Origin of the sequence: Streptomyces avermitilis MA-4680 = NBRC 14893 (assembly GCF_000009765.2) — a bacterium.
In the GTDB taxonomy this organism is placed as follows: domain Bacteria; phylum Actinomycetota; class Actinomycetes; order Streptomycetales; family Streptomycetaceae; genus Streptomyces; species Streptomyces avermitilis.
In genome coordinates this window covers 5,037,443-5,050,388 of the sequence record NC_003155.5, presented here as the reverse complement: position 1 = coordinate 5,050,388, position 12,946 = coordinate 5,037,443, and the positions used below count along the sequence as shown (strand labels likewise).

General features: G+C 73.4%; 7 protein-coding genes. 3 read left to right on the top strand and 4 right to left on the bottom strand.

The features are described from left to right. The first annotated feature begins 116 nt into the window (after positions 1-116). Positions 117-1,061, top strand: coding sequence for an aldo/keto reductase (locus SAVERM_RS21235; protein ID WP_010985546.1), 945 nt, complete (start codon positions 117-119; stop codon positions 1,059-1,061). A 39-nt stretch (positions 1,062-1,100) separates the two neighbouring features. Here the strand turns inward: SAVERM_RS21235 and SAVERM_RS21230 are convergent, their stop codons facing one another. From SAVERM_RS21230 to SAVERM_RS21215, 4 genes are all read right to left on the bottom strand, one after another. Then, positions 1,101-2,462, bottom strand: coding sequence for a PrsW family intramembrane metalloprotease (locus SAVERM_RS21230; RefSeq protein ID WP_010985545.1), 1,362 nt, complete (start codon positions 2,460-2,462; stop codon positions 1,101-1,103). A 64-nt stretch (positions 2,463-2,526) separates the two neighbouring features. Further along, a complete protein-coding gene (trmB, locus tag SAVERM_RS21225; protein ID WP_010985544.1) occupies positions 2,527-3,399 on the bottom strand; it encodes a tRNA (guanosine(46)-N7)-methyltransferase TrmB in 873 nt (290 codons plus the stop codon). A 398-nt stretch (positions 3,400-3,797) separates the two neighbouring features. Then, positions 3,798-5,006, bottom strand: coding sequence for an L-2-hydroxyglutarate oxidase (lhgO, locus tag SAVERM_RS21220; RefSeq protein ID WP_242432197.1), 1,209 nt, complete (start codon positions 5,004-5,006; stop codon positions 3,798-3,800). A 169-nt stretch (positions 5,007-5,175) separates the two neighbouring features. Further along, complete coding sequence (locus SAVERM_RS21215) at positions 5,176-6,600, bottom strand: NsdA family TPR-like regulatory protein (RefSeq protein ID WP_010985542.1); 1,425 nt, start codon at positions 6,598-6,600, stop codon at positions 5,176-5,178. 681 nt (positions 6,601-7,281) lie between these two features. Between SAVERM_RS21215 and SAVERM_RS21210 the strand changes: the two genes are divergently transcribed. Next, positions 7,282-9,363 carry an asparagine synthase-related protein gene (locus SAVERM_RS21210; RefSeq protein WP_037647606.1) on the top strand — a complete coding sequence of 694 codons (2,082 nt, stop codon included), beginning with the start codon at positions 7,282-7,284 and terminating at the stop codon, positions 9,361-9,363. A gap of 169 nt (positions 9,364-9,532) precedes the next feature. Beyond that, positions 9,533-12,910: an AfsR/SARP family transcriptional regulator gene (locus SAVERM_RS21205; RefSeq protein ID WP_037647604.1), complete on the top strand. Its 3,378-nt coding sequence runs from the start codon at positions 9,533-9,535 to the stop codon at positions 12,908-12,910. Positions 12,911-12,946 lie beyond the last annotated feature (36 nt).

The following is a 12,946-nucleotide window of genomic DNA, read 5'->3' as shown; positions in this document are numbered from 1 at the left end:
TCCGGGTGACCGGGAGACGGGCGCTCGGCCGGATGCCTCAGCGGGCCCTTCGGCGGCCGGGCGTTTCGGCCGGATGGCCGGAATACGTGGCTCCATCACGGTCGTTGATATCGAGCATGACTTCTCTTCGCAAGCTCGGCCCGTCCGACCTCGAGGTCTTCCCGCTCTCCCTCGGGGGCAACGTCTTCGGCTGGACCGCCGACGAGGCGCAGTCCTTCGCCGTGCTGGACGCGTACACGGCCGGGGGCGGCAACTTCGTGGACACCGCCGACGCCTACTCGGCGTGGGTGCCCGGCAACGAGGGCGGTGAGTCGGAGACGATCATCGGCAGGTGGTTCGCCGCGCGCGGCAACCGCTCCGAGGTCGTCCTCGCCACGAAGGTCGGCGCGCACCCGCGGTTCAAGGGGCTGGCCGCGGCCAACATCAAGGCGGCGGCGGAGGCTTCTTTGCGCCGCCTGGACACGGACTACATCGACCTCTACTACACGCACTACGACGACCCGTCGGTGCCGGTGGAGGAGATCATCACCGCGCTCGACGGGCTGGTGCGCGAGGGCAAGGTCCGCGCGATCGCGGCCTCCAACATCTCCCCCGAGCGGCTCCAGGAGTCCCTGGAGTTCTCCGACCGCGAGGGCCTGGCGCGGTACGTCGCCCTCCAGCCGCACTACAACCTGGTCTCGCGCGACACGTACGAGGGCCAGCTCCAGGACGTCGCCTCCCGCAACGGCCTCGCGGCCGTCCCGTACTACGCCCTCGCCTCCGGCTTCCTGACGGGCAAGTACCGCCCGGGCACGAAGGTCGACTCCGCCCGCGCGGAGGGCGCGGGCAAGCACCTCGGGACGGAGCGGGGCGTGCGCGTCCTGGCGGCCCTGGACGAGATCGCCGGGGCGCGTGGCGCGGAGGCCGCCACGGTGGCCCTGGCCTGGCTGGCGGCCCAGCCGACGGTGGCGGCCCCGATCGCCTCGGCCCGCACGGTGGACCAGCTGCCCGCCCTGCTCGCGGTGGGCGAGCTGACCCTGACGGACGCGGAGCTGTCGAAGCTGACGCAGGCTTCCGCCTGAGACACGGCCCACCGGCGCGCCTCGGCGGTGCCGTACCCGCTACACCCGATACGGGTTGTACGCGGGATACGGCGCCGCCGCTCCGTACGGCGGCTGCCCGTACCCCGGATGCCCGTAGCGGGACTGCTGCCCATACCGCGCCGTGTACCCGTAGACCGGCCAGGGCGGCTGCACCGCCACCGGCGTCATCGCCCGCCCCGCATACGCCAGCGCGGGCCGCGCCACCCCCCGCCGGCTCCACAGCTCGTGGAGCAACTCCCGCTCCCGTACGGCGAAATTCGCCTCCGCGCGACCGCGGTGCGCCCGGTGCCGCAGAAACGCCAGCGACGTCGCGTACGCCTCGTACTCCGCCACGGACCTGGCCGCGGCCTTCCCGAAGTGGTGCCCGGCGTGCTCCCTGGCGAGCCGCCGTGCCCGCATGGAGCTGAGGAGGAACGGCTCCGGCAGGGACAGCCAGCCGGCGGCCGCGTACGCCGGCAGCTCCTCGCGCACCGTCCGCAGCTCCCGCTGCCGCGTCCAGATGACCAGCCAGGTCAGCAACGCGAACGCGGGCACCATGAAGGACGCGTACACCGCGAAGAAACCGTATTCCCCGAACGAGGACGAGCCGTTCCAGACGGAGTGCATGCCCATCGCGAGCAGCAGTCCCGCGAGCGGGACCAGCACCCGGCGCAGATGCTGGCGCTCCGCCGACAGCGCGGCGATGCCGAAACCGATGCCGGTGAGCACGGTGAACAGGGGATGCGCGAAGGGGGACATCACGACGCGTACGAAGAACGTCGCCGCGGTCACCGAGGCGAGGCCGCGCTCGCCGCTCAGCTGGTCCGTGCCGAAGGCGGTGCCGAGGTAGAGGATGTTCTCGGTGAACGCGAAGCCGGTGGCCGTGACCCCGGCTATCACCACCCCGTCGACGATCCCGGTGAAGTCCCGCCTGCGGAACAGGAAGACCAGCAGTACGGCCGCCGCCTTCGCGGACTCCTCGACGACGGGCGCTATGACGGTCGCGCCGAGGGTGTCGGCGCTGGTCGGGTCGGCGGTCGCGGTCGCTATCCATCTCGTCGCGAAGCTGTTGGCGACGATCGCTATGAGCGCGGCGGCGCAGGCACCCCAGGCGAAGGCGAAGAGGAGGTTGCGCCAGGGGCCGGGCTCCACCCGGTCCAGCCAGCGGAACGCGGCTATGAGCAGCGGGACCGGCAGGACCGCGAGGCCCAGGCCCACCAGGAAGCCCTCGGTGCCCGTCTGCTGTCGTACGAGCGCCAGGATGACGAGGCCGGAGAGCGCGAGGAGGGTGACCAGGGCCCCGTACCGCACCCATCTCCGTTGCCACCAGTGGGTGTGCCGTCGCAGCACACCTCCGGCGGGGCCGGTGGGGTGCGTCGGATAGGGGGGACAGGTGGCCACGGCATCGACCCTAACGAGGGATGGGCGCTGCCCGCGACGGTGCCTGGCGCCGACTGCGGTTGGTTCAGTCGGCCTCGGTCGCCGACGGGGGCAGGTCTCGGTGCTGATCCCTGGGCTGTACGCGCCGGAACAGCAGATCGTTCACGACATGACCCTTGTCCAGTCCCTGGCCCTCGAAACGGGTCAGCGGGCGGAAGCCTGGACGTGGCGCGTAACCGCCGGTGGGCTGCGTGTTCTCGAAGTCGGGGTGCGCGGTGAGGACGTCGAGCATCTGCTCGGCGTACGGCTCCCAGTCGGTCGCGCAGTGCACGAGCGCGCCGGGCCTCAGACGGGTCGCGGCGAGGGTGAGGAACTCCGGCTGGATCAGGCGGCGCTTGTGATGCCGCTTCTTGGGCCAGGGGTCGGGGAAGTAGACGCGCAGGCCGTCGAGCGAGTCGGGCGGGAGCATCTCGCGGAGCAGGATGATCGCGTCCCCGTTGGCCACGCGGATGTTGGTCAGGCCGTGCTGGTCGGCGAGGTTGAGCAGATTGCCCTGGCCGGGGGTGTGCACGTCGACGGCGAGGATTCCGGTGTCCGGGTCCTCGGCGGCCATCCGCGCGGTGGCCTCGCCCATGCCGAAGCCGATCTCCAGCACGACGGGGTGGGTGTTCCCGAACAGCTCGGTGAGGTCGAGGGCGTGTCCGTCGATGTCCAGGCCCCACTTGGGCCACAGCCGTTGCAGGGCGTCGGCCTGCCCGGCCGTCACCCGGCTCCGCCGGGGCTGGAAACTCCGGATCCGGCGCTCGAAGTGCGATCCGGCGGGATCGGCCTTCGGCCCGTCGGGGAAACGGGGCTCGCCTTTGGCACGGGTGTGACGGAGCGAGCCGTCGTGGGCGTGCGCGAGCTGCTCACCGGGGCCGGGCCGGGGCTCTTCGGGGGTGTGGAGAGAGTCAGACACAGTGAGGTCGATTTTACGGGCTGTCCCAGCCGGGGACGGCTGCCACCGGGGACGGCTGCCGCCGGGGGGCGAGGCCCGTCCCGGAGCGGGCGGTATCCGGGAGGCGGTATCCCGGGCGGGATTCGGGAGGTGGCATCAGGGATGCGCGGTATCAAGGTTCAGGATGCGCGGCATCAGGGGTGCTCGGTTCGGGATGCGCGGGGCAGGGGCCCTTTTGGCGATGCCGGTGCCGGTGCCGGACCTGGGGGATTTTCGGGGGCTGGTCGGAGGGGCACCTCGACGCTGGCTCGGGGCGACCTTCAAGCGGTGACCGGCGGCGGCCACCCTGACGCCCGCGCCGACCCCGACCCCGACGCCGACCCCGATCCCGACGCCGACCCCCGAGCAGGGCGCGGCTTTCAGGTGTCGGCCAGCGCCGCCAGCGCTCGCCGCGCCACCTCCCGCCCGATCGGCAGCGACGCCGTCGCCGCGGGCGAAGGCGCGTTCAGTACGTGCACCGCCCGTGCCCCCTCCCGGATCAGGAAGTCGTCCACCAGCGTCCCGTCCCGCAGCACCGCCTGGGCCCGTACGCCCGCCGCCGCCGGTCGCAGGTCGTCCTCCGTCACCGCCGGCAGCAGTCGCCGTACCGCCTGGGTGAAGGCTCCCTTCGACACCGACCGCCGCAGCTCCCCGGCGCCGTACCGCCAGTGCTGCCGCGCTATCCGCCACGAGCCCGGCCACGCCAGCGTCGCGCCCAGCTCCCGTGGCCGCACTGTCCCCCAGCCGTATCCCTCGCGGGCCAGCGCCGGTACCGCGTTGGGGCCGATGTGCACGCTGCGGTCGATGCCGCGGGTGAGGTGCACCCCGAGGAACGGGAACGCCGGATCCGGCACCGGATAGACCAGCCCGTGCACCAGCTCGGGGCGTGCCAGCGTGTAGTACTCGCCCCGGAAGGGCACGATCCGCATCCCGGGGTCGTCCCCGGTGAGCCGGGCCACCTCGTCGCAGTGCAGTCCCGCGCAGTTGACCAGCACGCGCGCGCGGACGACCGCTCCGTCACCCGTGCGGACGGCGACCCCGAGCGAGGGGCGCCGGTCGATGCGCAGGACGTTCGCCCCGTAGCGGATCTCGGCGCCGGACGACTCCGCGAGCTGCCGGGCCACCGCGACGAAGTCGCAGATCCCGGTGGTGCCCACATGTATGGCCGCGAGGCCGCGGACCTCCGGCTCGTACTCCGCGATCTGGGCCGGGCCCAGCTCTCGCACCGGAATCCCGTTCTCCCGGCCGCGCTGCACGAGTGCGTGCAGGCGGGGCAGCTCGGCCCGCTCCGTCGCGACGATCAGCTTGCCGGTGACCGCGTGGTCGATGCCGTACTCCGTGCAGAACTTCACCATCTCGGCGGCGCCCCGCACCGCGTACCGCGCCTTCAGGGAGCCCGGCCGGTAGTAGATCCCGCTGTGGACGACCCCGCTGTTGCGCCCCGTCTGGTGCCGGGCCGGGCCCTGCTCCTTCTCCAGCACCGTCACCCGCGTGCCCGGCGCGGCACGCGTGATCGCATACGCCGTCGACAGGCCGACGATCCCGCCACCGATCACCAGCACATCGCAGTCGTAAGCGATCTTCTGCACCACCTGCTCCACCTCCCGGCTTCGATAGTGCACTGCGCCACTGACAATGCCCTCAAACCCTGGTGGAGGCGCCCGGAGGGCCGAGCAGGTCACGCGGTCACGTCGGGCACCCGGGAACGGTGCGAGCCGGGGTCCGGCGCGGACGTGCGGCCCGCGCCGGCCCGGGCTCTCAGGCCGGAGCCATCAGCAGCGGCCGTGCGCGCTCCCGCAGCTCCACCACGCGCGGTTCGTCGCCGTACGGCTCCAGCCGGTGCAGCAGGTCCTTCACGTACTCGGTGGTGCGGGCCGAGGAGATGCGCCCGGCGACCTCCACCGCCCGTACGCCCTGCTCGCATGCCGCGTCCAGGTTGCCCGACTCCAGCTCGGCGACCGCGGACACGACCAGGCGCAGGCCGTGGGAGCGTACGAACTCCTCCGTCGGCTTCGACAGGGCCTGCTCGGTGAAGCGGCGGACCTGGCGCGGCGCCTTGAGATCGCGGTAGCACTCCGCCGCGTCGGCCGCGAAACGGTCGTACGAGTAGAAGCCGAGCCAGGAGGGATCGTTGTCCCCGTCGCGGGCCCGCTCCAACCAGCCCTCGGCCGCCTTCAGGGCGCCACCGGCCGCCTGGGCGTCACCCGCGCGCGCGTGGGCGCGTGCCTCGACGAGACGGAAGAAGCTCATGGTGCGGGAGGTGGCCAGGCCGCGGTTGCGCTCCAGGGCGGCCTGGGCGAGGTCGACGCCCTCGTCGCCGAAGCCGCGGTAGGTCGCCTGGAGCGACATCGACGCGAGGACGTACCCCCCGAGGGGCACGTCCGCCGCCGCGCGGGCGAGACGTAAGGCCTGGATGTAGTACCGCTGAGCGGCCTCCTGCTGGCCCGTGTCGAAGGCCATCCAGCCCGCGAGGCGGGTCAGCTCGGCGCTCGCTCCGAAGAGGGCCCTGCCGACTTCGTCCGAGTACGCGCCGAGCAGCAGCGGTGCCGCCTCCACCCGCAGGCATTCCGGCACCATGGACGAACGCCAGTCGCCGCCTCCGTACTTGGAGTCCCAGCGCCTGGCGTCCTCCGCCGCCTCACGGAGCTTCTGCACATCGCTGTGGCCGACTTTCAGCGGTGCTCCGGCCTCCTCACCAGGGTTCGCCTCGCGCGCCACCGAACTGTCGGCCGGGGTTATCAGCCACCGTGAAGCGGGAGTTGCGTATGCGCTCACCGCGAACGATCCGGCGAGCGACTGCCAGATGCCGCCGGCGCCGGCCCGGCGTCCGGCGAGGTCGAGCCGGTACAGCTCCGTCGCCGAGCGCACCGCCTGGCCGACGTCCCGGGGGAAGGCGAGACCCACTTCCGGTGCGGGATCCGCGTCCGCCAGTCCGATCTCGTGGAGCGGCACCGGGCGGCCGAGCTTCTGGCCGATGGCCGCGGCGATGAGGTGCGGGGCGGCGCCCTGGGGCACCATTCCCTTCGACACCCAGCGCGCCACGGACGTCTTGTCGTAGCGAAGAGTCAACCCGCGTTGAGCGCCAAGATCGTTGACGCGACGAGCGAGTCCTGCGTTGCTGATTCCCGCGAGGGCGAGAACGGCGCCGAGTTTTTCGTTCGGCCCGCGTTGCTCCCTGGACATGCGCCACCCCTCGACACAGACGGCTGCCGCGCTGGCATAACCATGCGGCATTCGTAAACCCAGCGTAGTTCGCCCGATCCCAAGCGTTAAGGGCTGTACTTCCGGATGGCGGGATTGTGGTCCGCACGACAGTACGGAGTGTTGCGGCGTGCTCCCGCTGTGTGGCTGTGCGCCTGTCCGTGCGCTCTTCTCCGGCCATCGCGGGAGCGGTTCCATGGACCTGCGTGGGTCGGCCCGCTGTACTGGATCCAGTGGGCTGGGGGACACCGCCGCCTACATCCCCGCGGGCGGCGGACCGGTCCGGGAGGCGAACTCCGCCTCCCGGACTGTGCGTTGTGCATACGGTGCGCAGAGCCTGTACGGAGCGTGCTCGGCCGTGGCGGCGACCGGTCGATTTGGCTGATTTTCGACGGTGCCCTTTGAGGGCGATTACCGCCTCTACCACGCTACTTGAGGGCGCGTTAGGTGTTTTTGGGGAGTGCATCGGGGGCGCATTCGCGTCGCTGTTTCACCCCGACTGGCCTGCCCGACGGGTGCGTTCAGCTGTTTGCGGGCATCCTCAAGACGGTGCGTTCCCGTGTGTGGAAGCGGTGGCGGAGCCCCTCCCGCACGCATTCTTCGTGGCAGCATGGTGCCGAGTTCGTACGGTGCACTGGTTGTCCACAGCCTGTGGAGGCGACGATGCGGTGGTTGGTGGGGTGGAGCAGTACCACCGCCAGGGCCCCTGAGATCGGCTCTGCGGGATCGACCGGAAGCGACGGCGAGACCGTGCACCCGGTGGGCTCCCAACTCCTGTGGGGCGACCCCGATCCGCTGTGGGCGGTCGGCGACTGGCGCCCCGACGAGGTCCGCGTCGTGAAGGCCGACGCGCAGATCCGGATCGCGGTCCTCGGTACGTGCGGGGCTTCCGACGAAGAGCTGCGGGTCGGTCTGTTCGCCGCCAGGGGAGGCGCGCTTCGCCATCTGACCAACTGGTCCGGCAGCTACACGGCCGTGGTCCAGGTGGGCCGCCGGGTGACCGTCTGCGGCGATCTGGCGGGCGCCAGGCCGGTGTTCTACACCCCCTGGGCGGGCGGCACGGCGTATGCGACCGCCGCGCTCCCCCTCGCCGACCTCATCGAGGCGAACCTGGACTTCGGGCACCTGGCGGCCCTGCTCGCGGCCCCCGACGTCCCGGCGGCCGTCCACGACTCCACCCCTTACGACGGCGTGCGACGTATTCCGCCGGGGCATGCGCTGATCCTGCGCGCGGGAGCGCGGGAGATCGCCGGCTACGAGCCGGTCGCCTCCCTCGCCGTGGCCGCGCCCCCGGCCGACCCGGGGCGCGCGGTCGACGCCGTACGCGACGCCCTCATCGACGCGGTACGCGCGCGTCTGGCCGCGCCGAGGCACGTACCGGACGTGGACCCCGGACCCGTCCCGGGGATGGGGCCCGCGGAGCGGCGCGCGGCCCGGGGCATGCCGGTGCCCGGCATCGGCGCGGACCTCTCCGGGGGACCGGCGTCGGGGACGCTGGTGCTGCTCGCGGCGGGGCTGCCGGGCAGGCCGGGGACGGTGCTCGGGCACGGCACGGGCGCGGGGGAGCGGCTGCTGGCCGTCACCTTCAACGACCTTGCCGTCGGCGGGCGGGAGGCCGAACTGGAGCGCGCGGGGACCCTGGCCGCGAACCCCCGGCTGCACCACGTGGTGGTCGCCGGCGGCGAGGAGATGCTCCCGTACGCCGACCTGGACGGCCCGCTGACGGACGAGCCCGGCCCGTCCCTGGTGACGGCGGCACGGCACCGCGCGCGGCTCGCCTCCGGCAGCGCGGACCACTTCACCGGGTACGGCGCCCGGCAGGTCCTGGACGCGCACCCGGCGCGGCTCGCGGATCTCCTGATGGACCGCAAGCGGCGCCATCTCGTACGCCCGGTGGCGGCGCTCGCGAAGGCGGACGGCTCGGTGATGGTCCCCGCGCGCGTGTACGGCGCGGCGCGGAAGCTGGCACGCACGCCGTACCGGACCGGGGTGGACGGGCTGGCCGACCGGCTGATGCGGCGGCGGTTCGAGGAGCCGGGCGGTGCGGTGGGCGCGTCGCTGGCCGCGCTCACCTGGGCCAGACCGGGGCCGGCGGCGCGGTGGCTGACCGGTGAGGCCCTCGCTGAAGTATCGGTTCGCCTCCAGGGGGCCACCGGGCGGCCGGGGGTCGGGCCGGGGCAGCGGCCGGGCGACTTCCGCGCACGGGCGGCGCTGACCAGGCATGCGGCGGATCTGCGGGTGCTGGAGCAGGCCGCGGAGATCCGCTTCCAGCGGCTGCACGCGCCGTTCCTGGACAACCAGGTCGTACGCGCGTGCCGGGCGCTTCCCGAGGCGCTGCGGGTGCAGCCGGGGGCGCGAGCGGCGATCTTGCGTACGGTCCTGGAGGGCGCCGGGGTGGCGGATCTGCCGCCGGGCTGGGGTGCGCCCTCGCACGCGTCGTCGGCGGTTGCGGCGCGGACGGGGTTGCGGGTCGCTGTGGATTCTCTCGTCGCGCTGTTCGACACGCCGTTGCTGGCGGAGGCGGGGCTGGTCGAGGCGCGGGTGGTGCGCAAGGCGGTGCGGGCGGCGGCGCAGGGCGAGCCGGTGCCGTTGGACGGGCTGGCGGACCTGGTTTCGCTGGAGTTGTGGCTGCGGCGGTTGCTGGCGCGGCGGGGGACGTGCTGGACGGGGACGCCGGCGCGGCAGCGGGCGGTGCCGGCGGGGATCGCGCCGCAGGGACGGGCGTTGGGGGCGGCGTCTTCTTGAGCCGCGGTGCGTCGGGGGCCGGGGGCGGGCACCGCGACACGGCCCCTTGCGTCCGTACTCGGCTGCGGGCCGTCTCGGCAGCCGCTTCAGCAGTGGGGGCCGGGGGGGCGCCGCAGCGCGCGGTGCGAAACCCGGTGCCCCCGCCGTGCGCCCCGGAGAGAATAGGTGCGTGCGGTACGGAATCCTGGGCGTCACCCAGGCTCAGGACGACCAGGGGGCCCTGGTACCCATCGGCGGCCCCCGGGTCCGTGCGCTGCTCACGGCGCTGGCCCTGCGCCCCGACCGCACGAGCGCCCCGCAGACCCTGATCGACGAGGTCTGGTCGGAGGAACCGCCGCTCGACGCGCCGGCGGCCCTCCAGGCCCTCGTCGGCCGGCTCCGCCGAGCCATAGGCAGGGACGCGGTCGTCTCCGAACCCGGCGGCTACCGGCTTGCCACCGCCCGCGACAGCGTCGACCTCTTCCGCTTCGAGGACCTGGTCAAGCGCGGCAGGGCAGCCCTCGAGCGCGGCGACGCGGGGGCCGCCGCACGCGACCTGGGCGAGGCCCTCGCCCTGTGGCACGGTCCCGCCTTCGCGGACCTCCCCGACCGCACCGCCGCCGCCCGCCCCGAGGCCCTCCGGCTGGACGCGACCCGCGCGCGCGTGGAGGCCGAACTGCGCCTGGGCCGCGCCGAGGACGCCCTGCCGGAGCTGAAGGAACTGACCACGGCACACCCGTACGACGAACCGCTCCACGCCCTCCTCGTCCGCGCCCTGCGCGACACGGGCCGTGGCGCGGACGCGCTGGCCGCGTACGAGAACGTACGCCGTGCCCTGTCGGAGGACCTGGGCACCGATCCCGGTCCGGAGCTCAAGGCCCTGCACGCGGAGTTGCTGTCCCCGGAGACGCCTGCCGGCGCCTCCCGCGCCGCCGCACCGGCCGGGGGGATCCGTGCGCAACGGGCGGCGGAGCGCACCGGCAACCTCCGTCCCCGGCTGAATTCCTTCGTCGGGCGGGAACCCGAACTCGCCGCGATCCGTTCCGATATGCACAGGGCCCGCCTCGTCACCCTCACCGGACCGGGCGGCTCAGGAAAGACCCGTCTCGCCGAGGAAGCCGCCGCCGGGCTGCCGCAGGCGTGGCTGGCCGAGCTCGCCCCGCTCGACCGGCCGGAGGCGGTGCCCGGCGCGGTGGTCAGTGCCCTCGGCCTGCGCGAGACCGTCCTGATCGGCAGCGAGATGGCGTCCCCGCTCGACGATCCGGTCGCCCTGCTCGTCGAGTACTGCGCTCCGCGCGAGCAGCTCCTGATCCTTGACAACTGCGAACATGTGATCGACGCCGCGGCCGAACTCGCGGAGACCCTGCTGACGCACTGCCCAGGGCTCACGATCCTGGCCACCAGCCGCGAACCTTTGGGTGTGCCGGGCGAGTCGGTGCGGCCCGTCGAGCCGCTGCCGCCGGATCCCGCGCGCCGTCTGTTCATGGAGCGCGCGGCAGCCGTCCGCCCCGATCCGGAGACCGTCCTGCGTGAGTCCGACGCCGTGGACGAGATCTGCCGGCGGCTCGACGGACTGCCCCTCGCGATCGAACTGGCGGCCGCCCGGCTGCGGATGCTGACGCCCCGGCAGATCGCCGGCCGCCTCGACGACCGCTTTCGGCTGCTCACCTCCGGCAGCCGCACCGTGCTGCCCCGCCAGCAGACCCTGCGCGCCGTCGTCGACTGGTCCTGGGACCTGCTCGACGAGCGGGAGCGGACGGTGCTGCGCGAGGTGTCGGTGTTCGCGGGCGGCTGGGACCTCGCGGCGGCGGAGGCGGTGTGCACGGGGCCGACGGCCGATCTCGTCGGGGCGCTCGTCGACAAGTCCCTGATCGTCGCGACCCCGTACGGCGCGGACGACGGCGACGGCATGCGGTACCGGATGCTGGAGACGATCCACGAGTACGCCACCGAGCGCGCCGCCGAGGCTCCCGAGCTGCGCGCCGCCGCCGAGCGCCGCCATCGCGCGTGGGCCCGCGCCCTCGTCGAGGAGGCCGAACCCCTGTTGCGCTCCGCCGGGCAACTCCCGTGGATCCGGCGCCTGGAGACGGAGCTCGACAACATCAGGGCGGCCCTGTACCACGCGGTGGTCTCCGGCGACGAGGAGCAGAGCAGTGCCCTCGCCCTGGCCATGGGCTGGTTCTGGTGGCTGCGCAACTACTGTCGCGAGGGCGCGGAGTGGGTGGACCACGTGCTGCGTCTGGGCGTGGCCCTGGACGCGTCGGCGGCGAACCCGGACCCCGAGGCGGTGAACGGGAGGTCGCACCCCTGCACCGCTCCCGCGACCGCCGACGTTTTTGACGAACTGGCCACGATAGATCCGGTCGCCGCGTACCTCGCCGACGCCGAGGAGGACCACCCGCTGCACCGAACGCGGATGAAGCTCCGTCTGCTGCAACTGTTTCTGCTCTCCGAGTCGCAGCCGGTGGGCGCCATGCAGGACGAGCGGTCGCGGGCGTACGTCGCCCGGGTGCGGTCCGCCTTCGCGAAGGGCGGCCCGGACGCGGCGACCCTGCCAGGCCTGGTCTGGCCGCTGACCGAGTACTACATAGGCGCGGTGGAGGACAGGCCACCTCACGTGGACATGCGGCCCCAGCTGGACGCGGTGGTCGCCAACTGCCGTGCGTACGGCGGCGACTGGGAGATCGGCGTGACCTTGATGCTCCGTACGCACATAGTCGTCGACTCCCCCGGCGGACTGCACGGCATCGACGGCGACCTGGCGGAGCTGCGGACGCTCAGCCGCCGGGTCGGCGACCGCTGGATGCGTGCCCAGGTGTGCAGCGCGGCCGGCGAGACGGATATGGCGCGCGGCCTCTTCGGGGACGCGAAGAGCGAGTACGAGGAGGCGCTGCGGCTCGCCTACGAGGTGGGCGCGTACGCGGAGACACCGTTCCTCATCGCCCGGCTCTCCGAGATCGCGTTCCGCGACGGGGACCGGGCCGGGGCGCTGACCGCGCTGGAGGAAGCGAGCGACGCCGCCGACCGCTACGGGGTGACGGACTCCCGCGCATACGTCCGGCTGCTGCGCGCGCAGATCGCGCTGGACGCGGGGGAGACGGCCCACGCGCGCGTGTGGTGGGAGGAGGCGCGGGCGGAGACCTTGCGCGGTACACCGCCGCCGCATTTCGTCGCCGCGCTCGACGGCATGGACGCCCTCGTGACGCTCGCCGAGTCCGGCCCGGAGCGCGGTCTGCCGAGGGCGGCCGACGCCCTGCGCCGGGCCGTGCGGGGCCGGTGCGCGGAGCCGGTGACGGCGGGGCTCGTGGACATCGCGGCGAGCGTCCTCGCCCAGCTGGGTGACCATCCGCGCACCGTCCGGCTGCTGGCCGCCGCCTGTCACTGGCGCGGCGGTCACCCGCGCGCCATGCCGGAGCGCGCCGAGGCCGACCGGGCCGAGGCCGCCGCCCGCCAGGCCCTGGGGGCCGACCGCTTCGCGTCCGAACGCACCCTGGGCACGTCCTTCACCGCCGAGGACGTCCTACGGGACCTGGCCGAGGCGATCGAGGAGTATCCCGTCGACGGGTAGAGCGGGAAGGCGGCGCGCAGGCACCCTCACCGACAG